Here is a 24,694-nt window from a genome sequence, read left to right as displayed (position 1 = left end):
TTCTCCTCGGCATAGGAGCGGGCAGTCTCGAAGATCAGCCGCTCGTCCTCGGAGAGCTGGTCCTCGAGCCGGAACGGATCGGCCCAGTCGAAACCGGCGGACGGGGACGCAGACGGCGAAGGCGCGGCGGCCGAAGCGTTGGACATGGCGGGGTTCCTCTCGAACGGATGGCGGCCGGGCCGGGCATCGGACGGCCGCTGAAAAGGCGGCGCGCCGAATCCGGATCCCGGATGCGGCCCGCACTCGCGATCCGTTCTATCGCCCGGCGCCGCCGGGGAGCAATGGCGTGGGGCGGGGACAGCGACACTTCGCCGGCCCCGCGCGCATCATGCGGCCATCGGCCTTGCGGTCACTTGCCGCCGAGAAGATCGGCGAAGCGGTCCCGCAGGATGTTCTTCTGCACCTTGCCCATGGTGTTGCGCGGCAGTTCGTCGACGAAGACGATGCGCTTGGGCTGCTTGAAGCGGGCGAGCCGTTCGGCCAGCGCGCCCGTCAGCTCGGCCTCGTCGAGCGCTCGCTCGGCCACGACGACGCCGACGACGCCCTCGCCGAAATCGGGATGCGGCACGCCGATGACGGCACTTTCGACGACGCCCGGCAGTTCGTCGAGGGCCAGCTCGACTTCCTTGGGATAGATGTTGAAGCCGCCGGAGATGATCAGGTCCTTGCCGCGGCCGACGATCGTCACATAGCCCTGCGGATCGATCAGGCCGAGATCGCCGGTGATGAAGAAGCCGTCGGCGCGAAATTCGGCGGCGGTCTTCTCCGGCATCTGCCAGTAGCCGCAGAAGACATTCGGACCCTTGACCTCGATGACGCCGATCTCGCCGTCGGGCAGCGGCTTGGCGGTGTCCGCATCGACGACCCGCAGCTCGACGCCGGGAAGCGGGAAGCCGACGGTTCCGGCACGGCGCTCGCCATCATAGGGATTGGAGGTCGACATGTTGGTCTCGGTCATGCCGTAGCGCTCGAGAATGCGCTGGCCGGTCCGCTCCTCGAAGGCGCGGTGGGTCTCGGCCAGGAGCGGCGCGGAGCCCGAGGTGAACAGCCGCATATGGGCGGTGCGCTCGCGGTTCAGACGCTCGTCGGCGAGAAGACGGGTGTAGAAGGTCGGCACGCCCATCATCGCGGTCGCCTGGGGCAGGTACTTGAACACCTGCTCGACGTCGAATTTCGGCAGGAAGATCATCGTGCCGCCGGCGATCATCGCGGTGTTGGACGCGACGAACAGGCCGTGGGTGTGGAAGATCGGCAGGAGGTGCAGCAGCACGTCGTCGGGAGTGAATCGCCAGTAGTCGCGCAGCACTTCGGCGTTGGACAGGAGATTGTCCTGGGTGAGCATGGCGCCCTTGGAGCGGCCGGTCGTCCCCGAGGTGTAGAGGATCGCGGCAAGGTCGCTCGGCTGGCGCGCGACCGTGGCGAATTCGCCGAAGGCCGCATCGGCCTGCGCGTTGACGCTTCCGGCATCCGCGGCGCGGGCGCCAAGCGTTTCGAGGCGCGCGCCTGCGCCCTCGGCGGTGGCGGCCAGCCCGTCGCGCTTGGCCGGGTCGCAGACGAAGACGCGCGGCTTGGCGTCGTTGAGGAAGTAGTCGATCTCGGTCGGCGTATAGGCGGTGTTGAGCGGCAGGAAGACGCCGCCGGCACGCACCGTGCCGAGATAGAGCATCAGCGCTTCGATCGACTTGTCGGCCTGCACGGCCACCCGGTCGCCCGGCTCGACGCCCAGCGCGACGAGGGCATTGGCAAAGCGCGCCGAGACCGCATCGACGTCTGCATAGGTGAATTCGCGGCCGTCGGGCAGGATCGCGAAACACTTGTCCGGCGTCGTGCGTCCCGTGGCGAGGAGGCCGTCGAAGAGCGGGTTTGTCATGCTACGTCCTTCATGGAATCAACTTCGCCGCGCTTGGGGAGCAGCGACGTCACGGCCCGGCTGGCGGCGATGTCGCCATCCGCCGCATAGGCCTCGTGACGCTGCTCGACGCGCGGCAGGTCGTACAGATAATTGACCATCAGCCCGTGGGCCTGGGCGAGGCCGCCCGGCGAGACGTCGCCCAGATGCATGATGCGGTTGAGCATCGCGCCATTGCCGAGATGGAAGCGGGCGACCGGATCGACCGGTCCGCCGCGCGGGCGCCGGGCGCGCAGGAAGTAGCGGGCGCCAAGCGACAGCAATCCCGGACGGGCAGCTTCCGCCTTCGCCGGATCGCCGGCCCAGCCGGGCTCCCCGACGATCTCGATCGCGCGTTTCTCAGGTGCTTCGAGCCGGTCGATCGTGGCGGGCGGCAATGCGGCGAGCCAGCCGGCAAAGCCGGGAACCGGCGACAGCGTCACGAAGGTGCGCAGGTTCGGCACCGCGTCCATCAGATCCTGCGCCACCTGCTTGATCAGGAAGGAGCCGAAGGACACGCCGGCGAGGCCCTTGTGGCAATTGGAGATCGAATAGAACACCGCGGTCTGCGCGTCCTGCGGCGACAGGGCCGTGCGCTGGGGGTCGAGCACCGAGGCGATCGACGCCGGGATCTCCGCGGTCAGCGCCACCTCGACGAAGATCAGCGGATCGTCCGGGATCGAGGGGTGGAAGAAGGCGAAGCAGCGCCGGTCCGGCGGGGCGAGCCGCTGGCGCAGCTCGTCCCAGTTGCCGATGGCGTGGACCGCCTCGTAGCGGATGATCTTTTCCAGGATGCTGGCCGGGGTGTTCCAGTCGATCGGCCGCAGCAGCAGGAAGCCGCGATTGAACCAGGACTGGAACAGATGGCAGAGATCGGCATCGACCGGGCCGTAGCGCTTGCGGTCGGCCTTGAGCAGCGGTAGCAGGCGCTCGCGCAGCGTGACCAGTTCGGCCGTGCCGCCCGGTGCGAGGTTCAGGCGCCGGAACAGCTCCTGGCGCGGGGCCTCGGCATGGTGCTGGAGCCGCGCCAGCGTCTCGGCGTCGGGCGTGTCGAGGAACGCGGCGGCCGCATCGGTCAGGGCCGCCTGATCCGGGGTGAACTCATCCGCCAGCATCTGGAAGAAGCGCTCGGCGTCGGCGTCGCTGAGGCCGCGGAAGCCGCGCAGGATCTCGGCCGCAAGGCGTACCCCTGATGCTTCGCCGCGCGAGGAGACCAGCTCGTGGCAGAGCGCCGCCAGCTGGCCGACGCCGATCGTCCGGTTGGCGTTGTCGCCGAGAAACCAGGATCGGGCGCCGATCGAATCGAGAAGGTCGGACAGGAGGGAGACGCGGCTCATAGCTCAGGCCCCATGACGAGTTCGGGCAGGAGGAGGGCGATCTGCGGAAACAGGCACAGGGTGATGATGCCGAGGATCATGCAGACGACGTAGGGCAGGGACCCGCGCAGAATCTGGCCGAGCGTGATGTCGGGCGCGATGCCGTTGATGACATAGAGGTTGAGGCCGACCGGCGGCGTGATCAGGCCGATCTCCATGTTGATCGTCAGGATCACGGCGAACCAGTAGGGGTCGAAGCCGGCACCGGTGATGATCGGCAGCAGGATCGGCGCCGTCATCAGGATGACCGCGACCGGCGGCAGGAAGAAGCCGGCGACCAGCAGGAAGAGGTTGACCACGCCCATCAGCACCCAGCGGTTCACGTCCATGTCGGCGATGAAGGCCGCGATCGACTGGGTGATGAACAGCGAGGACAGGGCAAAGGCGAAGAGCTCGGACGCGCCGATGATCAGCATGATCATCACGCTTTCCTTGAGCGTGTCGCGGAAGATCACCGTCATCTGCGAGAAGCGCCAGGTGCGCGAGATCATGCCGTAGATCACCGCGACGAGGATCAGGCAGAAGAGCGCCCCGACACCGGCTGCCTCGGACGGCGTGGCGACGCCGCCATACAGGACGAAGAGCACGGCGACGATGATCGCCAGGAAGGGCAGCACCCGGGGCAGCGCGGCGAAGCGCTCGCGCATGGAGAAGCGCTGCGACAATTCGGTGAGACCCAGACCCTGCCGCTTGCAGGCATAGATGGTCCAGATCATGAAGAACACGGTCAGCATGATGCCGGGACCGACACCGGCCAGGAACAGGCGGCCGATCGAGGTTTCGGTGGCGATGCCGTAGACGATCATCGTCACCGAGGGCGGGATCAGGATGCCGAGGGTGCCGCCGGCGGCGATGGAACCGGCCGCAATCTCCGGCGGATAGCCGCGCTGGCGCATCTCGGGGATGCCCATCTTGCCGATCGCCGCACAGGTGGCGGGCGAGGAGCCGGACAGGGCGGCGAAGATCGAGCAGGCGCCGAGATTGGACAGGACGAGGCCGCCGGGCACCCGGTTGAGCCAGCGATCGAGCGCCTCGTAGAGGTCCTTGCCGGCGGGCGAGGAGGCGACGGCGGCGCCCATCAGGATGAACATCGGGATGGCGACGAGGCCGAAGGACGCCATGCCGCCGAAGAACTGCTCACCGAGCGTTTCGAGGAAGAACGGCCCGTAGACGACGAACAGCGCGCCCATGGAGACAAGGCCGAGGGCGAAGGCGATGGGCGTGCCGATGGCAAGCAGCACCAGCAGGACGCCCAGCATGGCGAAACCGGAGACGGTCGGGCTCATCGATCAGGCTTTCTTGACGGTATCGGAGAACAGGGTGTCCTGGTTGGCGAGGTGCGGATCGGCACCATCGAGCCACAGGCGCATCAGTTCGGCGATGTATTGGACGGCGAGCCAGACGGTGCCGACCAGCATGGGCAGGACCGGGATCCAGAGCGGGATGGCCCAGACCGATTCGGTCATCCAGCCATTCGTCCAGCTCTCGTGGAAATGGTACCAGGAGGCGTAGGCGATCAACCCGACGAAGACGAGCGAGGCGAGACCCGACAGCGCCTGCAGGATGGCGCGGACCCGCGGCCCCGAGGCGATCTGCAGGATGTCGACATTCACATGGCCACGCTCGATGAGCACCCAGGGCGCCCCGAGAAAGGTGGCCGCAACGATGGCGAAGATCGTGAACTCGGTCTGCCAGACGGTGGACTGCACGAGAACGTAGCGCACGAAGACCATGTGCGAGACGGCGAAGATCGCTGCGAGCAGCAACAGGGCACCGATGACGCCGAGGAGGCGCGAGACCGCCGAGACGGCGCGGATGAAGGACCGCATGTCAGATTCCGAGCTTGAGGCCTGGGAAACGGGAGCCGGCACGGCCGGCTCCCGTTGTCGCATTGGCGGCGTTACGGGCTATTCGACGGCCAGCGCGGCGTCGATCAGCGCCTGACCGTTCGGGACCTTCTCGGCGAACTCCTTGTAGGAGGTCTCCTTGGCGATCGCGAGCCAGGCGTCGTAGTTCTCCTTGGTCATCTCGGTGACCTCGACGCCGTTCTTCTTGTAGACCTCGATCAGTTCGGCATCGAGCTTGGACGCTTCCTCTGCGAAATAGGCCTCGGCCTTCTCACCGGCGGCCATCAGCGCATCCTGCTGTTCCTTGTTCAGCTTCTCGAAGGAGCGCTTCGACATCAGGATCGGCTCGTACATGAACCACAGGGCGTTCTCGCCCGGTGCGGTCAGGCAGGTCGAGACCTCGTAGATGCGGTAGGACACCAGCGAACCGGACGAGGTGTTGGCGCCCTGCAGGACGTTCTGCTGCATGCCGGTGTAGATTTCCGAGGACGGCATCGACGAGATCGACGCGCCCGCTCCGACCAGCATCTGCTCGAAGGCCGGGCCGGCGGCGCGCAGGGTCTGGCCCTTGGCGCTTTCCGGGCTGGTGATGCAGGTCTTGGATGACACGAAGCCGCCGGCGAGCCACGCATCCGACAGGACGAGGGCGCCGGCCTCGTCGATCGACTTCTTGATTTCGTCCATGAAGGGCGAATCGTTCAGCCGCTGGGCGCGGTCGTGGTTGCCGACCAGGCCGGGCATGAGCGTCGCGGAATACTCAGGATGACGGCCGGACGCGTAATCCAGCGGGAAGGCTGTGATGTCCACCTGGCCCTTGGTCACGGCGCCCCACTGGTCGCGCGGCTTGAACAGCGAACCGTTCGGGAAGACCTGGACCTTCAGCCCGACATTGGCGGCCTCGACCTCCTTGCCGATCATCTGGACCATCTCGTCGCGCACGTCGCCCTTGCCGCCCGGCCACTGGTGCGAGGCGCGCAAAGTCACGTCCTGCGCCATGGCGGAAGCTGTCAGGGCGAGGCCACATACGGCCGTCAGCAACATCGTCTTCATGGAATTCTCCTCCCGTTGATTGTTCTGCCGCGCCTCCCGACGCGTTGGGGCAAGCCAATACTCTCTTGCATGCCTTGTCAATTGGATTGTATACGATCTGCATGAGCGTATCGGATGTGCCCGCAGCGACGATCATGCCTCCCGCCGGGGATGGCAAGTCCGCTGCCGTTTCGAAGGGCGGTCTCGCCTCGGCGCGTCCCAAGGCCAGCGAGATCCGCGACGCGCTCGAACAGGAAATCGTCACCAATGCCCGCGCGGCGGGCGAGCGCCTCGACGAGCAGGCGATCGCCCGCCGCTTCGCCGTTTCACGCACCCCGGTCCGGGAGGCGATCAACCAGCTCGCATCGGCCGGACTGATCGAACAGCTTCCCAATCGCGGCGCCTTCGTGCGGCAGGTCGGCCTCGGCGAACTGGTGGAGATGTTCGAGGTGATGGCCGAGCTCGAGGGCATGGCCGGACGCCTGGCCGCGCGCCGTGCGGCGCCGCAGGCCTTGGCGGCTTTGCAGGCGGCACTCGTCGCCTGCAGTGCAGCGGCCGCCCAGCAGGATACCGACGCCTATTATTACGAGAACGAGCGGTTCCACCACGCGATCTACGACGCCTGCGGCAACGCTTTCCTCGCGGCCGAGGCAAAGCGTCTGCACATGCGGCTGAAGGCCTATCGCCGCCTGCAGCTGCGGGTGTCGCAGCGCATGAAGCAGTCGCTGCAGGAGCACGAGCGCATCGTCGCCGCGATCGCCGCCGGCGATGGCGAGACGGCCGAGCGCGATCTGCGGGCGCATATCGCCGTGCAGGGCGAGCGCTTCGCCGATCTGGTGGCCAGCGTCGGCGCAGCGGCGCGTTAGACGCCGCAGCGGCTCAGACGACAACCGGCCGATCCGGCTCGTTGCGACAGGCACGAAAAAGCCCGGCGCGCTGTGGCGGCCGGGCCTGATCGTGGATGAACGAGACGCGTCGCGGGGACGATCCTACGAGTTCATTTCCTTCAGCGTGTTGATGTAGTTCTCGGGGAACAGCATGTGGTTGGGCGCCTTGAGGCCCATATGCTCGGCGATGTCGCCGACGAAGGAACTGCAATTGTAGAGCACCGCGTGCCAGACCGGCGAGGAATCCTGCAGGCTGCGGATATAGCCGACGACGTCGCGATACTCTTCCTCGGTCAGGTCAATCCGGTAGTTCGCGGTCATGTAGGCGATCTCGGTGTCGCCATCGCTGGGGCCGGTCTCTGACGGCACCGGCAGGAAGTGACCGATCGTATAGGGCACGTTGCTGGTCGACGCCGGATGGAGGCCGGCAACCTCGGTCACGCCGGGAATCAGCACGCCCTTCGAGTCGGTCGGGACACGGCCGTTCTGGTCCAGCTTGCCGAAGACCACGAAGGTGTGGCCGTAGCTCATCGCGTTGCGGGCGCGAAAATCGATGAAATAGGGCTTGGAGAGCTGCTGCGCGGCGCCGGACTGGCCGGGAGGCGGAGCGAAGGCGGCTGGCGCGACGAGCGCGGCGCTGGAGTTCACCGGTGCACCGGCCGACATGGTATTGGCCGAGTTCGAGGTACAGCCCGTCACGAGGGCGCCGAGAGCCGCGGCGAACGCGATTCGCAGGAATTTCGAAGACATTGTCGGCCTTTCAAGTCGAAGACGGCTAGAAGCCATTCGACGGGGACAAGACATAGAAGCGCCCCCCGATGTCGAGCATCGCGGAACGCGTAGCGTGGACCAGTGATTGGTCGGCGCTTGGAGGGAGCGCCGGAGCGACTCCCTCCAAGAAACCAAGGTCAGCCCTTGGTGACGTAGGTCTGCTCGACGACCATCGGCTCAGCAACCGGTGCCTTGCCCTTGCCCTTGCCGATGCCCTTGCCCATGCAGCCAGCGAAGGATGCGAGGGCGACGACCGCGACCGATGCGATGACGATTTTCTTCATTTTGAACTACCTATCAATGTGACGGTTGGTGCCGCAGCTTGAATATTCCGACGCCTTTTTGCGGCCGGTGCGACAAGAACCTGTTGCGTTTGGGTGGTACGGGCAAGTGCGGAAATGCCACACATCGCAGGCAACGTGACGGAATAGAAGCGTTTGGCTCCGACGTGTGACTGCGGATTATGAAGAACCCTTCATAAGCGCCTGAAACTCCGTGTTCGTCCCTCTGCTCTCTCAATCCGAAAACGGTCCCGTTTGCAAGGGCCGCCAAGGCTCAAGATTCGTTAAATCCTGCAACAGAGTGCTGCATTTACCGCACTGCACCGCGTTGCTCTCCAAGCCGCATGTCGCGACCCCTCAGTTTGCCGCGACATTCGTCGGCGGACCCTGAATCACCGCCCGCGATTCGCGGATTGCAGCGACGTTCTGATCGATGACGGTCGGGCGTTCGGCAGCCGTGAAAGCGAAGCCGTCGACCCCCGTCGTCGTGACGATTTCCTCCTGCAGGCGCTCCCGCGTGGTGCCGCAGCTGGCATAGGCGATCTCGGCGAGGGACAGTTCGTCCTGCACCTCGATCGACGCCTTCACGGCCTCGTCGTAATTGCAGAAGGCGTCAGCCCGCAGCGCCTGGTCCAGCCGCTCGTCGAGCATGCCGTATTGCTGCTGGATCGCGATTTTGCGGGCGTTGTAATTGTTCAGATAGGTCTTGCGCAGAGCCAGCCGGCACTGAGCATAGACCAGCTCGCCGGGGATGATCAGCAGGCTTCGGCAATGGGCGTCGTCCTGCGGGGCCGAGAGGTCGAGCGCGGCCATGTCCATGTCGTCTCCCACGCAGCCGGCGAGGAGTACGGCGAGAGCCGCGACAGGAGCGAGGGCGGGAATGCGCATGACCATCTTCGTCTTTCTACGGTTCCGTAGAACCCGGCTGTCTGTCGGATCGGCACCGCGACGTTGGCGCGGCACCATATGATCGCAAGGAAATTAAGGATCTGTTGCCCACGTCTGACGATCGTCTTGCAAGACTGCACGAACCCGGCTCGCACGCCGGACCGGACGGACCGGCGCGTCCTGATCGGGCGCGAGACGCGCACGAAACGGGTTACGCCGCGGGCGAGAACGACAGAGGGTTCAATTCCGGCGAAGGTGTGACGCAGGTGGGGCTTTCCGGACGCAATACGCATGAAAGCTGCCCCTCGGGAGCATAGCGTACAGCGACCGGTGATGGCGGCAGGCGTGGCCGCCTATTCCTGCGCTGTCCCGGCCTCGATTCCGCGGCGTACCTCGTCGCGCAGTTCCTCGGTCATTTCCTTCGCCGCACAGGTCCGGGTCGGGCTGATGACCTCCTGCTGCGCGAGGTCCTCGCGCGAGATCGGGCAGACCTTGCCGGCGAGTTCCGGCGTCACCGAGATGGTCAGTGGCAGCTCGGAGACCTTGATGCCGAGATCCGTCGCCAGCGCCGTCTTCAGGTCCCAGTCGCCGAGCGACACCTCGACGAATTCCGAACCGGGTTCGCCATCGATCGCGGGCGCCTCGGTCTGCGCGGCGGCGGGATATTGCAGCGCGGTCGCCATCGCGCCTGCCAGAAGCAGGGCCAGGGGTGTCGACGCGATCCGGTGATACATTTCGTTGGCTCCAAGACTGCTGCAAGCGGTCGGGCCGCATGCCTGATTTCCCGCAATCATAGGGTCCGACCGTGACTTTGCCATGGCGGAGGCGTTGCGCTCGGCACGGGAGTTCGCCACACGCGCCGCGATAGGCATCGGCAATCGCCCGATTTGGGGAGGCGGTCCGACAATATTTCATGGCTGCCATGCCGTTGTGCGTTGCAGCAAAGACGCCTAGCTGTCGGGGCAGGGAGGTCCAATTCTTCTTCAGAGGGACCAAAGACATGAAAACTGCAATCGCAACCGCCGCCATCGCCCTGTTCGCATTCGGCGCCGCACAGGCCGAAGAACTGAAGCCGCTGGCCGGCAAGACCATCGATCTCGGCGGCGTCAAGGGCGCGGCCTATTACACGGTCGAGGGCGAAGATTTCCGCGTCGTGACCACGCTGCAGGCCGGCGAGACGGGCAGCCCGCTGCGTTTCGTCTCGACGCTGTCGGATGGTGAGACGCTGACCGTTCAGGTTCCGTCCCGCAATGGCGGCACCACCGAAGACCTGATGATCACCCGCACGGGCGACGTCCTCGACGTCTCGCCGAAGGCCGATCTGCGCGCCGCTGCCAGCCTTCGCTGACACCGCCGGACCGTACGACCGAGTTCCAGACGCTGCGGCCATGCCGGGGAGATCCCAGCATGGCCGTTGCCGTTCGGGCCCGCTGAATGCGCCGCCGGGTGCCGTTGCTGCGCCTGCGGACTTTCCTCGCGGCGAGCGAACTGTCAGGTTCGGGTCATGGCGAATATCGATATCAAGCATGACGATGCGCTGATCATCGTCGACGTACAGAACGACTTCTGCCGGGGCGGCGCCCTGGCGGTGCTCGACGGCGACAGCGTCGTGGCGCCGATCAACGCGCTGGCGCCGCATTTTCCGGTCGTCGTGCAGACCCAGGACTGGCATACGCCGGACCACGTCTCCTTTGCGTCCAGCCATCGGCGCAACGCCTTCGAGGTGATCAGCTTGCCCTATGGGCCGCAGGTGCTGTGGCCCGACCACTGCGTCATGGGCACGAGCGGCGCGGACTTCCATCCGGCCCTGGATGTCCCCGACGTTCAGATGATCGTCCGCAAGGGCTTCCATCCGTCCGTCGACAGCTATTCCGCCTTCGTCGAAGCCGACCACGCCACCCAAACGGGGCTGGCCGGTTATCTGCGCGAGCGCGGCGTCGGCCGGGTCTTCGTGGCGGGCCTGGCGACGGATTTCTGCGTCGCGTGGACGGCTCTGGACGGGCGACGGGCCGGCTTCCAGGTGGTCGTCGTGGAGGATGCCTGCCGGTCGATCGATCTCGACGGCTCGCTGGCGCGGGCCTGGCGGGACCTCGAGGCCGCGGGCGTCGGGCGCTGCCAGTCCGGCGAGATTCGTCCGGGTTCGCCGGTGCGCGTGGGCGCCGATCGCGATTCATCAGCCTGACTTGGCATTTGATCGCGCCGCGACTTGCGGTATCGATGGCCACCGTCATCAGCAGGAAGCGTGTTCCGTGAGCCAAACCTCGACCAACGAAGTCTTTCGCAAGATCGCCACCGCGACGATCACCACGATCCTCCTGAAGAAGGGTCTGCGCAATGTCTGGCTGCGCGGCCCGATGCCGATGGAAGACGGCATGGAGCGGATCGTCGGCCGCGCCTTCACCCTGCGCTTCGTGCCGGCGCGCGAGGATCTGGCGACACCGGAATCCTGGTCGTCGCCCAATTCCACCCGCGGCGCGATCGAGGCGATGCCCGACGGCTGCATTGCCGTCGTCGACGCCATGAGCGTCGATGACGCCGGCATCTTCGGCGACATCCTGTGTGCCCGCATGGTCAAGAAGGGCGTCGCCGCCCTCGTCACCGACGGCGTCGTGCGCGATCTCGCGGGCGTGCGCGGCACCGGCCTGCCGGTGTGGTGCGCGGGCGTTGCCGCGCCGCCTTCGGTGGCCGGCCTGACCTTCGTCGGCTGGCAGGAGCCGATCGCCTGCGGCGGCGTCGCGGTGTTCCCGGACGATCTGATCGTGGCGGACGACGATGGCGCCGTGGTGATTCCCGCCGCGCTGGTCGACGAGGTGCGCGATGCCTGCGTCGAGCAGGAAGAGCTGGAAGCCTGGATCATGACCGAGGTCGATCGCGGCGTTGCGCTGCCGGGCCTCTATCCGCCGAATGCGGAAACCCGCGAGCGCTACGAGAAGAGCCGCGGCCGCTAAGCGCAGCGCGACCCGTCAGAACGCAAAAGGGCGGCGCCCCAGCGCCGCCCTTTTTCATGTCCGATCTGTCTGGTCGGCCTAGGTGTCGTCGGCCGTGCCATCGCCTTCGACCGTCTCGGCGGGCCGCCGCTCGATCTCGCCGCCCAGCCGGTCGACGCTGCCCGGGCGATCGAAGGCGTTGTCCTGCGAGGGCCGCGCCTTCGGCGCGTTCTGGCGGTAGCTGACGTCCTGGTCGCGATCCTGGGCGTCGGGATTGTTCTGCTGGTTGTCGAACCTGTCCGGTACATTGCTCATCTGACACTCCCGTGCGTTGCGGCGGCAGCGCCCCTATATGGGAGCCAGCCGATCCGTTCGGGGGGCAATCCGCTGCGGCGGGCTTCGTTCCCGACGGACCGGATCAGACACGGAAGGATACCGACATGGACGCCAAGACCTACCCCGTCACACGCACCGACGCCGAGTGGCGCGCGATGCTGTCGCCGGAGCAGTATCAGGTGATGCGCGGCCACGGGACGGAGCGCCCGGGCAGCTGTGCCCTGCTGCACGAGAAGCGGCCGGGGACCTTCACCTGCGCCGGCTGCGGGCAGCCGCTGTTCATCGCCGGCCAGAAATTCGAGAGCGGCACCGGCTGGCCGTCCTTCGACACGCCGGTCGAGGGCGCCGTCGAGACCACCGAGGATCGCAGCCACGGCATGGTCCGCACCGAGTGCCATTGCAGCCAGTGCGGCAGCCATCTCGGCCATGTCTTCCCGGATGGCCCGCCGCCGACGGGTCTGCGCTACTGCATCAACGGCGTCGCCATGGATTTCGAGCCCGACGAGGCCTGATCACGACCGCCACGCACCGGCGATCGCGGTGCGTGGCGTCACCTGTCGCCCGGTGGCGTGTCGTCATCGGCGAGAATGCGCCATGCCGCGCCGTCGAGATCCTCGTACTGGCGGGTGCGCACGGTCCACAGGAAGGCAGCAAGGCCGACCAGCCCGAGCAGGAGCGCGATCGGCACGAGGATCAGCAGGATATTCATGCCGTTGCCTCGGCAGCCGGCTCGAAGGCCGGCCGCCTTCCGGCGACCGGCTGCGCCGACGTCCCGGCCTTGCCGTCGAAGCCGCCTCCCGACAGTCGCAAGCTGTTGGCCACCACGACGATCGAGGACGCCGACATGGCGATCGCCGCCACGAGCGGCGTGACCAGACCCGCCATGGCCAGCGGCACGGCGATGCAATTATAGGCGATCGCCAGCCCGAAATTCTGCCGCACCAGCCGCTTTGCGCGCAGCGCGATGTCATGGGCGAAGGGCACGCTGCGCAGGCTGTCGCGCGTGAAGACGAAGTCGGCGGCGAGCCGCCCGGCATCGCAGGCCGAGGCCGGGGCCATGGAGACATCGGCGGCGGCAAGGCTCGGTGCGTCGTTGAGGCCGTCACCGACCATCAGGACATGGGCACCGCCTGCCTGAAGCGCGCGGATCCGGTCGATCTTTGCCGCCGGCGACTGGCCGGCTGCCGCATGCCCGATCCCCAGTTCGCCGGCTACCCGGCGCACCGCCACCGCGCCGTCGCCCGACAGCAGTTCGGTGTTGAGCCCGGCCGACCGCAGGGCTTCGAGCGCCTCATGCGCGCCGGTCCGCAGCGATTCCCCGAGGGCGAAATTCGCCGATGTCTGCCCCTCGATGGCGAAGCTGACACCCTCGGTCGTAGTTGCTGCTTGGCCAGCGATCTCGGCCACCCAGTCCGGGCGTCCGAGCCGGACGCGGCGACCCTGCCAGAGGGCGGCGATACCGCATCCCGGCCATTCCCGGATGGCGTCGAGCTCCGCCACAGAGCCGCTTCCCAAATAGTGCCGGATGCCAAGCGAGGCGGGGTGGTTCGAGCGTCCGGCGAGGGCGCGGGCCACATCGCGACCGGCTGTGGGCATGTTCGACGCCGCGACATGGGGCGTGCCCGTCGTCAGGGTCCCTGTCTTGTCGAACAGCACCGTGTCGATCTCGGCCAACCGCTCGAGCCCGGTGCCGTCCTTCATCAGGATGCCCGCCTCGAAGAGGCGGGCGGCGCCGATGACATGGACCACCGGAACGGCAAGGCCGAGCGCGCAGGGGCAGGTGACGATCAGAACCGCGATCGCCGCATAGAGCGCCTGATACCAGTCGCCGCCCGTCGCGATCAGCCAGAGCAGGAACGTCGCCGCGGCAAGGAGATGCACCGCCGGCGCGTAGATCCGAGCCATCCGATCGGCGACGCGCACATAGCGTCCGCGACCGGTCTCGGCCGCTTCCATCATGCGAACGATTTCGGCGAGGAAGGAATCGTCCGCGCTCGTCAGCGCCTCGACCTCCAATGCGCCCGACAGGTTGAGGGTGCCGGCCTCGATTCGGGCGCCCGGCGCGACGGGGAAGGGCGCGCTCTCGCCGGTGACGAGCGAGCGGTCGAGTTCGCTCCGGCCCGTGAGAACCATAGCATCAACCGGCATCCGCTCGCCGGCGGCGACGCGCAGGACCATGCCGGGCTGCACCTCGTCGAGGGGCACGTAGCGGGTTTCGCCATCGGCGAGCAGCGTCGCGCCGCGTGCGGCCAGTCGCGAGATGGCGACCACGGCGCTGCGGGCGCGCTCGCGCATGCGCTGGTCGAGATACCGGCCCACCAGCAGGAAGAAGATCAGCGTCACGGCCGCGTCGAAATAGGCTTCGGCGCCGCCGTTCAGGCTCTCGTAGAGGCTCATGGCCAAGGCCAAGAGGACGGCGAGCGAAATCGGGACGTCCATATTCAGGCGCCCGACCCGCAGCGCCGAGACCGCCGAGCGGAAGAAGGGCTGGCCGGCGAACGCCACGGTCGGCACCGCGATCAGCGCCGAGACGAGGTGGAACAGATCCCGCGTCGCGGCGTCGGCCCCGGACCAGACGGAGACCGACAGGAGCATGATGTTGGCGGCCCCGAAGCCGGCGATCGCCAGCGCCGTCAGCAATCGGGTCGATTCCCGCCGGGCGCTAACGGTTTCCAGGTCGCCGAGATCGACGGGCGTGCCCGGATAGCCGAGCGCGTCCAGTGCGCTGGTGATGACCGCCGGCGAGATTTCGGCGGAGCGTGTGACCACGGTCACCCGGCGCAGGGTGAGGTTGACCCGAACCGAGGCGATGCCGGGCAGGGGCTTGAGACCGGTTTCGATGGCCGACAGGCAGGCGCCGCAGCGAATGCCGGGCACCGACAGGACATAGGTCACCGTGCCGTCCGGGGCCTGCCGCCCGGCATGGCGCAGTTCCTCGGTCCGCGGGTCGACGGGAAGCGTGAAGGCGGTGCCGCAGCAGCTCATGGTCGTGCGCTCACTTGACCACGAAGCGGATCACGCTTTGCCAGGGCTTTTCGCCGGTCGCCTCGACCCGGACCTGTGCCTCCCAGATCCCCGGCGCGAGATCGGTGGTCACGCCGTAGCCACCGGCGCGCAGCGGCGCGAGGCGCACGGTCCGGTCGTCGCGCTCGGTGGCGGGGCGCCCGATGGTGGCGGCGACCAGCGCGCCCGGCAGCGGCCGCGCCCCGGCATCGCGCAGATCGACCCGGAAGACGCCGTCGGAATACGCCGTCGTCGCCGTCCAGCCGCGCCCCGCCTGGGCGGTGCGCTCGGCCGTCAGCTCGTTGAAATGCTGGCTGGCGATGTAGCTGTTCTCGACGACAAGGCCGCTCCAGCTCGTGCTGGCGAAGATCGCCAGGGTGAGATTGACCGAGATGATGGTGCCGAAGAACAGCGCCATGACGCCGATCATGTGCAGGCCGGTGAATTTGTCAGGACGAAACACGCGACGCAGCATGGGTCAGTTCCCCGTCTCGAAGATTGCGGAATAGCTGTCGGTCTCACCCGCGACCGGATCGGTGACCACGAAGCGGAAGCTGGTCTCGCCCGCCTGCAGCGCGCTCGCTGGCTGGGCGACGAAGACCCGCAGGGCACGCAGCTGATCCGGCGCGACGGGAATGTCGAAGCTTCGCGCGGCCGGCGCATCGATGTCGGCAACGGTCATCGTCGCCTCCGGCAGGCCTTCGAGCGCCAGCCCGATCGTGCGCGGCTGCGGCAGCATGTTGAGCAGCTTCACGGTGTAGCCGTTGCGGATGGACCCGTCAGCGAGGGTGACGGCGACCGGGTTGCGGTCGTGCTGGACGTTGATCTCCAGACGGTCGCGGGCCAGCAGCGCGATGGTCAACCCGACACCGATCGCCGACCACATGGCCAGGTAGATCAGCGTGCGGGTGCGCAGGATGATGCGCCAGTCGAAATGCCTCAGCCCCGCAATGAAGCGGCCCGCATGGTCGCGCACGCGGGACGGGTCGATGGCGCCGGTCGCAGGATCCGTGGCGGCGACCATGTTGGCGTTGTAGTCGCTGAGCGTCGCGTAGGAGATCAGGCCGCGCTCACGGCCGAGCTTGTCCATGACGCCGTCGCAGGCGTCGATGCACAGGGCGCAGGTGATGCAGGCCATCTGCTGGCCGTCACGGATGTCGATGCCCATCGGGCAGACGGCGACACAGGCGTTGCAGTCGACGCAGTCGCCGGCCGGCACGCCCGCCGCTGCAGCCTTCTTGGCGCCGCGGGTCCGCGGCTCGCCGCGCCAGTCATTGTAGGTGACGGTGAGCGAATCCTCGTCGAGCATGGCCGCCTGGATGCGCGGCCAGGGGCACATGTAGATGCAGACCTGTTCGCGCATCAGCCCGCCGAAGACGTAGGTGGTGGCGGTCAGGAGAGCGACGGTGGCATAGGCGATGAACGGCGCCTCGCCGGCGACGAAGCTCATCAGCAGGCTCGGGGCGTCGGCAAAGTAGAAGATCCAGGCGCCGCCGGTCGCCACGGCGACGACGATCCAGGTCGCGTGCTTCAGGACCCGCCTGCGCAGCTTGTCGACGCTCCAGGGCGCCTTGTCGAGCTTGATGCGGGCATTGCGATCGCCCTCGAAGAAGCGCTCGATGACGAGGAACAGGTCGGTCCAGACCGTCTGCGGACAGGTGTAGCCGCACCACGCCCGGCCGACCACAGAAGTGACCAGGAACAGGCCGACGCCCGCCATGACCAGAAGCCCGGCGACGAAGAAGAATTCCTGCGGCCAGATCTCGATGAAGAAGAAATAGAATCGGCGGTTGGCCATGTCGATCAGGACGGCCTGATCGGGCGCGTAGGGACCACGATCCCAGCGCAGCCACGGCGTCACGTAGTAGATGCCGAGGGTGATCGCCATGATCAGCCATTTCAGCTGGCGAAACTGCCCCTCGGTGCGCTTGGGGAAGATCTTCTCGCGCTTGGCGTAGAGCGGCTGGTCCTGGCGACTGGCGGCGTTGACGGCTTCGACGTCGAGGCGTTCGATGTCGGGCTGGTGCAGCATGGTCTCTCTCGACGTTCGGCGGGCACCGCAGGGCGGCATCCGTGTCGATAGACCCGCGCCGGCGGACCGGCCTTGATCTGCATCAACGCCCGGCGGTGCGCGGGTGCGTCGCGGGAGCGCACCATGGTGGACGAGCCTTGCCGGCAAGACGAAGCCCCCGGCTGGCGGGCCGGGGGCTCTGGTCGCGACCTCCCTCGCGACCGGGCGGCGGGATCCTATTCGCCGCCGCCGAGAGTGTGGACGTAGACCGCGAGTTCCTTGATCGCGGTGTCGCCGAGGCGCTCGCCCCATGCCGGCATGACGCCATGGCGCGGACGGCTGATCTGCGTCGCGATGGCGGTCGCGTCGCGTCCGTAGAGCCAGATCGCGTCGTTGAGCGCGGGCGCGCCGACTTCCTTCATGCCTTCGCCCGCCTCGCCATGGCAGAAGACGCAGTTCTGCGCATAGATCTCCGCACCGCGCGTCACGGCGTCGGGCCGATCGTCGCGGCCGGTCAGCGACAGGACATATTGCGAAACGTCGGCGATCTGGTCGCGGTCGAGAATGCCGTCACGACCGAAGGCCGGCATGTCGGCGACACGGGTGTCGGGGTCCGGCGCATAGCGGATGCCGTGCTGCAGCGTGACGGCGATCTCCTCCAGCGAACCGCCCCAGATCCAGGCGTCGTCGTTGAGGTTCGGATAACCCGGGCTGCCGGCGGCGCCGGAGCCATGGCACTGGACGCAATTGACCTTGTAGGACGCTTCGCCGGCGGCGATCGCGAAGGGACGCAGTTCCGGATCGGCGGCGATGGTCGCCACGTCCGAGGTGCGGATGGCCGCGATCCGATCGGCATTCGCCATCTCCAGCGCCGACATCTCGGTGCGCAGATCCGCACGGCTCGACCAGCCGAGCAGCCCCGTCGTTGCCGAATTGACCAGCGGCCAGGCCGGATAGAGCACCGTATAGACCGCCGCGAAGGCGATCGAGGCGTAGAAGGTCCACAGCCACCAGCGCGGCAGCGGGTTGTTGAGTTCCTTGATGCCGTCCCATGAATGGCCGGTCGTCTCGATGCCGCTGACGTCGTCGATATCCTTGTGATCGCTCATCGGTCAGTCCTCCTTGAAGGGGATGCTGGCGGCATCGTCGGCGGCGCGCTTGGCGCCCGGCCGCAGGACCCAGGCGAGAACGCCGAGGAAGAACAGCGTCAAAGCGAGGAGCGCCCAGCTGTCGGCGAAGGCACGCATGCTGTGGTAGTCGAAATCCATCCGGAGGCTCCTAGCGGTCGTTCCGTTCCGGCTCGTAGACGGAGAAGTCCACGAGGGTGCCGAGCATCTGCAGGTAGGCGACCAGCGCATCCATCTCGGTGAGACGCTGGTTGTTGCCGTCAAAGGTGCCGACGACCGCCTTGGGGTAGCGGGCGATAAGGCCGGTCGTGTCGCCATTGGCGGTCGCCTGGACCATCAGGTCGGCCTTGGCATTCTCGATCATCTCGTCGCTGTAGGGCACGCCGACCGCGCGATTGGCCCGCAGGTGACCGGCCGGATCGCGCATGTCGAGATCGGTGGTCGCCAGGAAGCCGTAGGACGGCATCACCGATTCCGGCACGACCGAGCGCGGCTCGATCATGTGCTGGACGTGCCATTCGTCGCTGTAGCGACCGCCGACACGGGCGAGGTCCGGGCCCGTGCGCTTCGACCCCCACTGGAACGGATGGTCGAACATGGATTCGGCCGCGAGGCTGTAATGGCCGTAGCGCTCGACCTCGTCCCGGAACGGCCGGATCATCTGGCTGTGGCAGGTGTAGCAGCCCTCGCGGATGTAGATGTTGCGTCCGGCGAGCTCGAGCGGCGAGTAGGGCCGCATGCCCTCCACCTTCTCGATGGTGTTCTCCAGGTAGAACAGCGGCGCGATCTCGACGATGCCGCCGACGCTGACCACCAGGAGGGACAGGACGAGAAGCAGCGTGGCGTTGCGCTCGACCCGGCCATGCTTGGCGAGAATGCCCCGGGCGACCGGGTCGGCCTTCACTTCCGGCAGGGCGCCGTCGAGGGTGGGACGTTCGGTTTCCTTGCTCATGTCTGGCCCCTTACCCTGCCATCTGGATTGCAGGCGTCTGGCCGCCCATCGGTACTTCCGACCGGATCTCGCCGCGGATGGTCTTGTAGACGTTGAAGGCCATGATCAGTGCGCCGGCGAGGTACATCAGGCCGCCGAGCATGCGCAGCACGTAGTAGGGATGCATGGCCGCGACGGTTTCGGCGAAGGAGTAGACGAGGTAGCCGTCGGCTCCGTATTCGCGCCACATCAGGCCCTGCATGATGCCCGAGACCCACATCACCGCCGCGTAGACGACGATGCCGAGCGTCGCGAGCCAGAAGTGCCAGTTGACCAGGCGCAGGCTGTAGAGCCGCTCGCGGTGCCAGAGCTTGGGCGCCAGGTGGTAGACCGCGCCGAAGGAGATCATGCCGACCCAGCCGAGTGCGCCGGAATGGACGTGGCCGATGGTCCAGTCGGTGTAATGGCTCAGCGAGTTCACCGCCTTGATCGACATCACCGGACCCTCGAAGGTCGACATGCCGTAGAAGGCGACGGAGATGACCATCATGCGCAGGATCGGATCGGTGCGCAGCTTGTCCCAGGCGCCCTGCAGCGTCATCAGGCCGTTGATCATGCCGCCCCAGGAGGGCATCCACAGCATGATCGAGAACACCATGCCGAGCGTCTGCGCCCAGTCGGGCAGGGCGGTATAATGGAGATGGTGCGGACCGGCCCAGATGTAGAGGAAGATCAGCGACCAGAAGTGGATGATCGACAGGCGGTAGGAATAGACCGGCCGGTTCGCCTGCTTCGGGATGAAATAGTACATCATGCCCAGGAAGCCGGCGGTGAGGAAGAAGCCGACGGCGTTGTGGCCGTACCACCACTGGGTCAGTGCATCCTGCACGCCGGAGAAGGCCGAATAGCTCTTGGCGCCCATGAAGGAGACGGGCATCGAGAGATTGTTGACCACGTGCAGCATCGCGATGGTCACGATGAAGGCAAGGTAGAACCAGTTGGCGACGTAGATGTGGGGTTCCTTGCGGCGGATCAGCGTGCCGAGGAACACCGCCAGATAGGCGAGCCACACCACCGTCAGCCACAGATCGACATACCATTCCGGCTCGGCATATTCGCGGCTCTGGGTGATGCCGAGAAGGTAGCCGGTCGCCGCCAGGACGATGAAGATCTGGTAGCCCCAGAACACGAACCAGGCGAGATTGCCGCCCCACAAGCTCGCCCGGCAGGTGCGCTGGACGACGTAGAAGGAGGTGGCGATCAGCGCATTGCCGCCGAAGGCGAAGACCACGGCCGAGGTGTGCAGCGGACGCACGCGGCCGAAATTGAACCAGGGCTCGATATTGAGGTCGGGCCAGGCGAGTTGCGCGGCGGCGAGCACGCCGACGAGAAAGCCGACGATGCCCCAGGCGACCGTCGCGATGACGCCGTAGCGCACCACCTCGTCGGCATATTCGGTGTCGTTGGTCTTCAGCGGGATCTGCGCGGCATCGGCGAATTCGATGCGCCGCAGCAGCACCACCGTCGCGCCCGCCAGGATGAAGAACAGGACATAGGCATGCGCGGCGAACTGCGCATCCCTGGCAAAGCCGGCCCCGAGCAGCGCGACCAGCGCCGCGCCGCCGATGAACATCGCCTCGGTTTGGTATTTCACGTCAGGAACCCCCTCGGTCACATGCCCGCCGGACGCCGATTCGATCAGACGGTCGCAATTGCGGGATGGGGGTGGTGTGGCAGCGGCGATGGGCCGGCGCTTTGATGTCGATCAAGCGGGGTCGCGGGAGGCGGCGTTATGCGCTGGCGGCGGGTGTTATGGGCGCAAGCGCGTGGGCTCGGCCGGTGCGGGGTGTGACGGATGCGGCGTGGATTGTCAGGGGGAGCAGCGGTTGCCGCGGCGCGGCGGAGCCCATGCCCGCGAGGCGGTAGGCGGCTGCTAGGATTTGGCATGGGTCCTCGGGTCGAGCCCGAGGATGACGACCTTGTTCGGGAGCTTGGCGCGTAAGACGACCTCGTTCGGGAGTATGGCGCGTCAGCGCACTGGACGGCGCGTGCTGGCCGATGCAGATCGGCAGCGATGGCGACCACGACGGTGGCGGGTGACGATGATGATAGCGAAGCCGGAAGCCGGAAGCCGGAAGCCGACGCTGAACAGAACGTGGTCAAAACGCAGAAGCAGAAGCGACCGCAGAGGCGCACGACGGCTGGCCGCCACATCCGCCGCGCGTCATCCTCGGGCTTGACCCGAGGACCCATGCCTCGACGGTGGCGGTATCAGAGGCGCTGCAGAACGGCCGTCACCGACGCGCCGTCGCCCGTCACGCCCCGCGCAGCGCCACGCCTCACTCGAACGCCTTGCCGTTCCACTTCACCGAGACCGACTGGCCGCCATGCCCGTACATGGAGATGGGCGGGCGGCGGCCCTGGCCGATCGTGACGCCGCCGCCGAGCACCTCGCCGACCTTCTTCAGGAGACCGCCGCGGCGCACATAGAAGATCACCGAGCAGACCTGCGCGCCGCAAAACCCGCTGCGACCGAACCGGCTGTCGCTGCAGAAGATCGCGTCATGGGACAGGATGAGGTCCGACTTGCCGTCGCCGTCGAGGTCGCGCTCGATCACGCCGACCGGATCGATCGTGCCGCGCCCGCCATCGCAGGCCTCGGCGATCTGTTCCTTCGCCACCCAGGCGGCCGCCTTGGTGCGTGCCTCGACCGGCGACCACGCCAGGGTGAGGGTGAGGATCGTCAACAAAGCCCTCTTCATTTCGACACCTCCCGTTGCGTCACCCGACCAAGCTGCCGGGAGAGGCGGCGCAAGGCAAGCGAAGGCGGGTGCCTCCGGGACGCGGTAACGGACGTCCGTCGCGGGTCATGGCGCGGCAAAAGGGCCGTTCTGGCTCGCCGCGCCGTGCAGGGTTGCTGCCAATCCGTTTGCGGCGGCAGGCGGCCCGCACGCGCCCCGTCGCTCGAAACGGGGCGCGATATCCGACCACGCTTCAGGTCAAACTCTTTTCGCCAAACGAAAAAACCCCGGAAGCAAGGCTTCCGGGGCTCTTGATGGTTGTCGGAGTCACCAAAGTTGTGAACTCTACCCCGCGCAAGCCGCGGGCACTGCTCGCCTTTTCCGGCACCCTTCGAATCCGAAACCAAAGTTCTGTGGCGCACGAAACCTAAGTTGTGAACGTCCCTCATTTGCCAGAGGAAGACATTCCTCGTCGTGTTCATATGATCGCCATTCACGATGGAACAGGATCGCCTCAATGCGCGTCGAGGATCATGCAGATCCGGCAACCCAAGGTGATGAGCGTATGGTTGGCGGAGCGTCCGTCACGCACGTGGAAGGTACAAAGCTACCGGCGCCGAGCCGTGCAGAAGATCATCAAGGGGCCGTAGCGCGCATCACAAGACGTCGCATGGGAAAATAGACACGTCGACGTGCGCAGGCCGCCACTCTTGCCGAATGGTCGAAGAACTACCCGCCTCGACCACCGTCCTCGTTCGCCCCGGGCGCATGCTGCTCGGCTGACGTGCATCCCGCCACGTAATTCACCCGCTTCCGGTCGTACGCGAAGCAACCGTGCGTCGCCGGTTTGAGGAGCTCATCAATGCCGACTTCTCGCAACCACTTTCGGACCTGCTTGTGGTGCAGGTTGAGGCGCTGGCACAGTTCGCCGAGCGTTACGTAGCGCACTAGGAAGCGCTCGGCGCTCTCCCGTGTGATGACCGGTACCATGCGCCGGGCCTGTGGGCTGAACTGCATCTCCGACTCCAGCAGGCCCGCAGCCAACAGCGCCTTCGGACTGGCGCGTCCGATGCCCGGCAAGAAGTCGAGAATATCGAGCATGGTTACGCCGGTCCCGCGTTCCTCGTTCCGGACGAGGGCAAGTATCTCCGCTAGGTCGACGAGGAGAGCGTCGAGGCCCTCGGCCCCGGCGAGCCGCCCTTTCCAACGGAGGCTTCCCCCAAACACAACCTCAAGGATCTTCGACATGGTCGCGCCAGACCGGTGCCTCGCCGACATAACGCTCACGCGATCGTCCGTCTCGGCGTCGACCGACTCTGCCCCAGCGAACATCCGGTCCAGCATCCTGTCGACTGCATCCCGGGTGAATCGGTGCTTTGCGAACTGGCGGTCGTTCGAACCGGTGACCGTCGGAAGGTGCCCGTCGGCAATAATGGTTCGCAGCCAGATTAAGGGAAACCCGGTTAGCTTCTGAACCTTCGGCGTGGACAGGGCGCCCTTCAACTCGCGGACCGTTGCTTCGATCCTTTCCGCATCAACGGTAACGCGATGGTCCATCAGGCCCGCCGCGATCGCGTCGGCGCCCAGGTTCTCGCGTTCAAAGAGTCGACGCATGGTCAGAGCGTGCGCGCCCGAGGCGCTAGCCGCCGTCCTGATCGTATGAACCATCTGTCGCTCGACGGTGCGGCCGAGGACCTTGGCGCCGGCCTTCAGAGGCATCTCGCGCATGGCGAAGTTCGCAACGACATCGCGGACGGGGTCCCAAGCCGTGTCCCCGATGTCGCGCTCCAGAATGACGTACCCGTAACCGAACGTGTCGCGCGGCGCCCAGACACCCTTCGTACTCGTCTGCTGGGCGTTCAGGCGTTCGAGCAGCGCTTCGAGCGAGGCCGGCCCATCTGATGCATGAGCATAACCTTCGTCCGCCGCCATCGCCCGGTCGGATTCACTCAGCGTGCTTATTCGGAACCTCGGTGGGTACAGCGCCGAGATCCCGAAGGCCTCACATGCACCGACCGCGACGTAGAGCTCGAGACCGTCGAGCCAGTTCGTGGCGTCGCGCTTGCCGCGAAGGCGACCCAACAGCCATCGCTGGAAGGGGGAGGGCGACGCCGAGGGGCAGTCGGCTCGGATGTCCTCAAGTCGCCCCAGCTCCTCCACCATCGTACCGTTGAAGTCGGGCGCCTCGAACCGTCGGCGTTCGGGGGACGCGTTCGCTAGATGGAGACCATGACGCTCGCAGGAGCGGACGTGGGCAACGAGCCATTCTGTCCGCAGCCACGGCCTCGCAGCAAGGGGGCCGTCGAATGTCGCCACGTCCTCCGTCACGCAGGCGGGGCAATAGCGGAAGTAGGTGCGGTGGACTGACAGCCGGCGCAGACGCTCGCCGCACAGGTGCATGAAAGCCTCGTCCTCGGACCGCACTGGGGTCGCATGGATGATGTCGTCCGGATCTGCCCCGGCGAGGTCCGCAAGCCGATGCACGGCCGCGGACCTCCCGCGGTCGATGTCGTTCGGCTGTATACCCATTTCGCGCAAGAAGTTCGGCATCGGACGGCCGTTGAGCGCAGCCAAGCGGGACGCCAGGCTAACCGCACTCTGCATCGGCTGAGGAGGATGTGCCCAGGCGAGGCGTGCGAAGGGCGAGGGCG

25 protein-coding genes and 1 pseudogene are annotated in these 24,694 nt (G+C 66.7%); 5 read left to right on the top strand and 21 right to left on the bottom strand.

Annotated elements, in window-relative coordinates:
* The 6 genes and pseudogenes from N7I30_RS20490 to dctP all read right to left on the bottom strand — a co-directional run.
* Window positions 1-146 (bottom strand): annotated as a pseudogene (locus N7I30_RS20490) (acyl-CoA dehydrogenase); the annotation flags it as partial.
* Window positions 147-349: 203 nt separating this feature from the next.
* The gene (locus N7I30_RS20485) at window positions 350-1,870 is read right to left on the bottom strand and encodes a malonate--CoA ligase (protein ID WP_498640934.1); all 1,521 of its coding nucleotides are present in this window, start codon (window positions 1,868-1,870) and stop codon (window positions 350-352) included.
* Window positions 1,867-3,225: a malonyl-CoA decarboxylase gene (locus N7I30_RS20480; RefSeq protein ID WP_498640933.1), complete on the bottom strand. Its 1,359-nt coding sequence runs from the start codon at window positions 3,223-3,225 to the stop codon at window positions 1,867-1,869. The genes N7I30_RS20485 and N7I30_RS20480 overlap by 4 nt, the downstream gene beginning before the upstream one ends.
* Window positions 3,222-4,550, bottom strand: a complete 1,329-nt coding sequence (locus N7I30_RS20475; protein WP_009209583.1) for a TRAP transporter large permease — start codon at window positions 4,548-4,550, stop codon at window positions 3,222-3,224. Before N7I30_RS20475 ends, N7I30_RS20480 begins: the two co-directional genes overlap by 4 nt.
* 3 nt (window positions 4,551-4,553) lie before the next feature.
* Complete coding sequence (locus tag N7I30_RS20470) at window positions 4,554-5,093, bottom strand: TRAP transporter small permease subunit (protein WP_498640932.1); 540 nt, start codon at window positions 5,091-5,093, stop codon at window positions 4,554-4,556.
* Window positions 5,094-5,171: 78 nt separating this feature from the next.
* A complete protein-coding gene (gene dctP / locus N7I30_RS20465; RefSeq protein ID WP_498640931.1) occupies window positions 5,172-6,161 on the bottom strand; it encodes a TRAP transporter substrate-binding protein DctP in 990 nt (329 codons plus the stop codon).
* A 101-nt stretch (window positions 6,162-6,262) separates the two neighbouring features.
* Here dctP and N7I30_RS20460 point away from each other — a divergent pair, with 101 nt between their 5' ends.
* A complete protein-coding gene (locus N7I30_RS20460; protein WP_498640930.1) occupies window positions 6,263-7,006 on the top strand; it encodes a GntR family transcriptional regulator in 744 nt (247 codons plus the stop codon).
* Window positions 7,007-7,129: 123 nt separating this feature from the next.
* On the opposite strand, the gene N7I30_RS20455 is transcribed toward N7I30_RS20460, so the two are convergent.
* The 4 genes from N7I30_RS20455 to N7I30_RS20440 form a co-directional block, all read right to left on the bottom strand.
* The gene (locus N7I30_RS20455) at window positions 7,130-7,777 is read right to left on the bottom strand and encodes a hypothetical protein (RefSeq protein ID WP_024352291.1); all 648 of its coding nucleotides are present in this window, start codon (window positions 7,775-7,777) and stop codon (window positions 7,130-7,132) included.
* A 158-nt stretch (window positions 7,778-7,935) separates the two neighbouring features.
* Window positions 7,936-8,082, bottom strand: a complete 147-nt coding sequence (locus N7I30_RS20450; protein ID WP_085931392.1) for an ABC transporter — start codon at window positions 8,080-8,082, stop codon at window positions 7,936-7,938.
* A gap of 354 nt (window positions 8,083-8,436) precedes the next feature.
* Window positions 8,437-8,967, bottom strand: a complete 531-nt coding sequence (locus N7I30_RS20445; RefSeq protein ID WP_246715961.1) for a hypothetical protein — start codon at window positions 8,965-8,967, stop codon at window positions 8,437-8,439.
* 353 nt (window positions 8,968-9,320) lie between these two features.
* Window positions 9,321-9,701, bottom strand: coding sequence for a hypothetical protein (locus N7I30_RS20440; RefSeq protein WP_024352293.1), 381 nt, complete (start codon window positions 9,699-9,701; stop codon window positions 9,321-9,323).
* Between the two features lie 266 nt (window positions 9,702-9,967).
* Here N7I30_RS20440 and N7I30_RS20435 point away from each other — a divergent pair, with 266 nt between their 5' ends.
* The 3 genes from N7I30_RS20435 to N7I30_RS20425 all read left to right on the top strand — a co-directional run bounded on the left by N7I30_RS20435 (window position 9,968) and on the right by N7I30_RS20425 (window position 11,915).
* Complete coding sequence (locus N7I30_RS20435) at window positions 9,968-10,315, top strand: hypothetical protein (RefSeq protein WP_024352294.1); 348 nt, start codon at window positions 9,968-9,970, stop codon at window positions 10,313-10,315.
* Window positions 10,316-10,471: 156 nt separating this feature from the next.
* Complete coding sequence (gene pncA, locus N7I30_RS20430; RefSeq protein ID WP_498640929.1) at window positions 10,472-11,149, top strand: bifunctional nicotinamidase/pyrazinamidase; 678 nt, start codon at window positions 10,472-10,474, stop codon at window positions 11,147-11,149.
* Window positions 11,150-11,216: 67 nt separating this feature from the next.
* On the top strand, window positions 11,217-11,915 hold the full coding sequence (locus N7I30_RS20425) for a ribonuclease activity regulator RraA (protein ID WP_009209591.1): 699 nt from the start codon (window positions 11,217-11,219) through the stop codon (window positions 11,913-11,915).
* 78 nt (window positions 11,916-11,993) lie between these two features.
* Here N7I30_RS20425 and N7I30_RS20420 read toward each other — a convergent pair whose 3' ends face one another.
* Window positions 11,994-12,209: a hypothetical protein gene (locus tag N7I30_RS20420; RefSeq protein ID WP_187389677.1), complete on the bottom strand. Its 216-nt coding sequence runs from the start codon at window positions 12,207-12,209 to the stop codon at window positions 11,994-11,996.
* A gap of 125 nt (window positions 12,210-12,334) precedes the next feature.
* Between N7I30_RS20420 and msrB the strand changes: the two genes are divergently transcribed.
* Window positions 12,335-12,742 (top strand): peptide-methionine (R)-S-oxide reductase MsrB, encoded by a 408-nt coding sequence (gene msrB / locus N7I30_RS20415; protein ID WP_475363100.1) that lies wholly within the window; start codon window positions 12,335-12,337, stop codon window positions 12,740-12,742.
* Between the two features lie 38 nt (window positions 12,743-12,780).
* Here the strand turns inward: msrB and ccoS are convergent, their stop codons facing one another.
* The 10 genes from ccoS to N7I30_RS20365 all read right to left on the bottom strand — a co-directional run bounded on the left by ccoS (window position 12,781) and on the right by N7I30_RS20365 (window position 24,647).
* A complete protein-coding gene (gene ccoS, locus N7I30_RS20410; RefSeq protein ID WP_081451362.1) occupies window positions 12,781-12,939 on the bottom strand; it encodes a cbb3-type cytochrome oxidase assembly protein CcoS in 159 nt (52 codons plus the stop codon).
* Window positions 12,936-15,215 (bottom strand): heavy metal translocating P-type ATPase, encoded by a 2,280-nt coding sequence (locus N7I30_RS20405; protein WP_498640928.1) that lies wholly within the window; start codon window positions 15,213-15,215, stop codon window positions 12,936-12,938. The genes ccoS and N7I30_RS20405 overlap by 4 nt, the downstream gene beginning before the upstream one ends.
* 10 nt (window positions 15,216-15,225) lie before the next feature.
* A complete protein-coding gene (locus N7I30_RS20400) occupies window positions 15,226-15,708 on the bottom strand; it encodes a FixH family protein (protein ID WP_498640927.1) in 483 nt (160 codons plus the stop codon).
* 3 nt (window positions 15,709-15,711) lie between these two features.
* On the bottom strand, window positions 15,712-17,265 hold the full coding sequence (gene ccoG, locus N7I30_RS20395; RefSeq protein WP_498640926.1) for a cytochrome c oxidase accessory protein CcoG: 1,554 nt from the start codon (window positions 17,263-17,265) through the stop codon (window positions 15,712-15,714).
* A gap of 215 nt (window positions 17,266-17,480) precedes the next feature.
* Entirely contained in the window at window positions 17,481-18,353 is an 873-nt protein-coding gene (ccoP, locus tag N7I30_RS20390) for a cytochrome-c oxidase, cbb3-type subunit III (RefSeq protein WP_498640925.1), read from the bottom strand.
* Between the two features lie 3 nt (window positions 18,354-18,356).
* Window positions 18,357-18,512, bottom strand: coding sequence for a CcoQ/FixQ family Cbb3-type cytochrome c oxidase assembly chaperone (locus N7I30_RS20385; protein WP_024352303.1), 156 nt, complete (start codon window positions 18,510-18,512; stop codon window positions 18,357-18,359).
* A 10-nt stretch (window positions 18,513-18,522) separates the two neighbouring features.
* Complete coding sequence (ccoO, locus tag N7I30_RS20380; RefSeq protein ID WP_498640924.1) at window positions 18,523-19,323, bottom strand: cytochrome-c oxidase, cbb3-type subunit II; 801 nt, start codon at window positions 19,321-19,323, stop codon at window positions 18,523-18,525.
* 10 nt (window positions 19,324-19,333) lie between these two features.
* Entirely contained in the window at window positions 19,334-20,935 is a 1,602-nt protein-coding gene (gene ccoN / locus N7I30_RS20375) for a cytochrome-c oxidase, cbb3-type subunit I (protein WP_498640937.1), read from the bottom strand.
* 706 nt (window positions 20,936-21,641) lie between these two features.
* Window positions 21,642-22,064: a hypothetical protein gene (locus N7I30_RS20370; protein ID WP_498640923.1), complete on the bottom strand. Its 423-nt coding sequence runs from the start codon at window positions 22,062-22,064 to the stop codon at window positions 21,642-21,644.
* 708 nt (window positions 22,065-22,772) lie between these two features.
* The gene (locus N7I30_RS20365) at window positions 22,773-24,647 is read right to left on the bottom strand and encodes a TniQ family protein (protein ID WP_498640936.1); all 1,875 of its coding nucleotides are present in this window, start codon (window positions 24,645-24,647) and stop codon (window positions 22,773-22,775) included.
* Between the last annotated feature and the right edge of the window lie 47 nt (window positions 24,648-24,694).

This window comes from Aurantimonas litoralis (assembly GCF_026153195.1).
Classification (GTDB): Bacteria; Pseudomonadota; Alphaproteobacteria; order Rhizobiales; family Rhizobiaceae; genus Aurantimonas; species Aurantimonas coralicida.
The sequence above is the reverse complement of the archived record's forward strand: the minus strand, read 5'-3'. Positions and strand labels throughout refer to the sequence as shown.

Coding starts and splice junctions, on each gene's coding strand:
- msrB (WP_475363100.1), top strand. CDS start 12,335: ATGGACGCCAAGACCTACCCCGTCACACGCACCGACGCCGAGTGGCGC.
- N7I30_RS20470 (WP_498640932.1), bottom strand. CDS start 5,093: ATGCGGTCCTTCATCCGCGCCGTCTCGGCGGTCTCGCGCCTCCTCGGC.
- N7I30_RS20450 (WP_085931392.1), bottom strand. CDS start 8,082: ATGAAGAAAATCGTCATCGCATCGGTCGCGGTCGTCGCCCTCGCATCC.
- ccoS (WP_081451362.1), bottom strand. CDS start 12,939: ATGAATATCCTGCTGATCCTCGTGCCGATCGCGCTCCTGCTCGGGCTG.
- N7I30_RS20460 (WP_498640930.1), top strand. CDS start 6,263: ATGAGCGTATCGGATGTGCCCGCAGCGACGATCATGCCTCCCGCCGGG.
- N7I30_RS20405 (WP_498640928.1), bottom strand. CDS start 15,215: ATGAGCTGCTGCGGCACCGCCTTCACGCTTCCCGTCGACCCGCGGACC.
- ccoO (WP_498640924.1), bottom strand. CDS start 19,323: ATGAGCAAGGAAACCGAACGTCCCACCCTCGACGGCGCCCTGCCGGAA.
- ccoP (WP_498640925.1), bottom strand. CDS start 18,353: ATGAGCGATCACAAGGATATCGACGACGTCAGCGGCATCGAGACGACC.
- N7I30_RS20365 (WP_498640936.1), bottom strand. CDS start 24,647: ATGCAGAGTGCGGTTAGCCTGGCGTCCCGCTTGGCTGCGCTCAACGGC.
- N7I30_RS20440 (WP_024352293.1), bottom strand. CDS start 9,701: ATGTATCACCGGATCGCGTCGACACCCCTGGCCCTGCTTCTGGCAGGC.
- N7I30_RS20480 (WP_498640933.1), bottom strand. CDS start 3,225: ATGAGCCGCGTCTCCCTCCTGTCCGACCTTCTCGATTCGATCGGCGCC.
- N7I30_RS20455 (WP_024352291.1), bottom strand. CDS start 7,777: ATGTCTTCGAAATTCCTGCGAATCGCGTTCGCCGCGGCTCTCGGCGCC.
- N7I30_RS20445 (WP_246715961.1), bottom strand. CDS start 8,967: ATGCGCATTCCCGCCCTCGCTCCTGTCGCGGCTCTCGCCGTACTCCTC.
- N7I30_RS20370 (WP_498640923.1), bottom strand. CDS start 22,064: ATGAAGAGGGCTTTGTTGACGATCCTCACCCTCACCCTGGCGTGGTCG.
- N7I30_RS20435 (WP_024352294.1), top strand. CDS start 9,968: ATGAAAACTGCAATCGCAACCGCCGCCATCGCCCTGTTCGCATTCGGC.
- ccoN (WP_498640937.1), bottom strand. CDS start 20,935: ATGTTCATCGGCGGCGCGGCGCTGGTCGCGCTGCTCGGGGCCGGCTTT.
- pncA (WP_498640929.1), top strand. CDS start 10,472: ATGGCGAATATCGATATCAAGCATGACGATGCGCTGATCATCGTCGAC.
- dctP (WP_498640931.1), bottom strand. CDS start 6,161: ATGAAGACGATGTTGCTGACGGCCGTATGTGGCCTCGCCCTGACAGCT.
- N7I30_RS20485 (WP_498640934.1), bottom strand. CDS start 1,870: ATGACAAACCCGCTCTTCGACGGCCTCCTCGCCACGGGACGCACGACG.
- N7I30_RS20420 (WP_187389677.1), bottom strand. CDS start 12,209: ATGAGCAATGTACCGGACAGGTTCGACAACCAGCAGAACAATCCCGAC.
- N7I30_RS20385 (WP_024352303.1), bottom strand. CDS start 18,512: ATGGATTTCGACTACCACAGCATGCGTGCCTTCGCCGACAGCTGGGCG.
- N7I30_RS20400 (WP_498640927.1), bottom strand. CDS start 15,708: ATGCTGCGTCGCGTGTTTCGTCCTGACAAATTCACCGGCCTGCACATG.
- ccoG (WP_498640926.1), bottom strand. CDS start 17,265: ATGCTGCACCAGCCCGACATCGAACGCCTCGACGTCGAAGCCGTCAAC.
- N7I30_RS20475 (WP_009209583.1), bottom strand. CDS start 4,550: ATGAGCCCGACCGTCTCCGGTTTCGCCATGCTGGGCGTCCTGCTGGTG.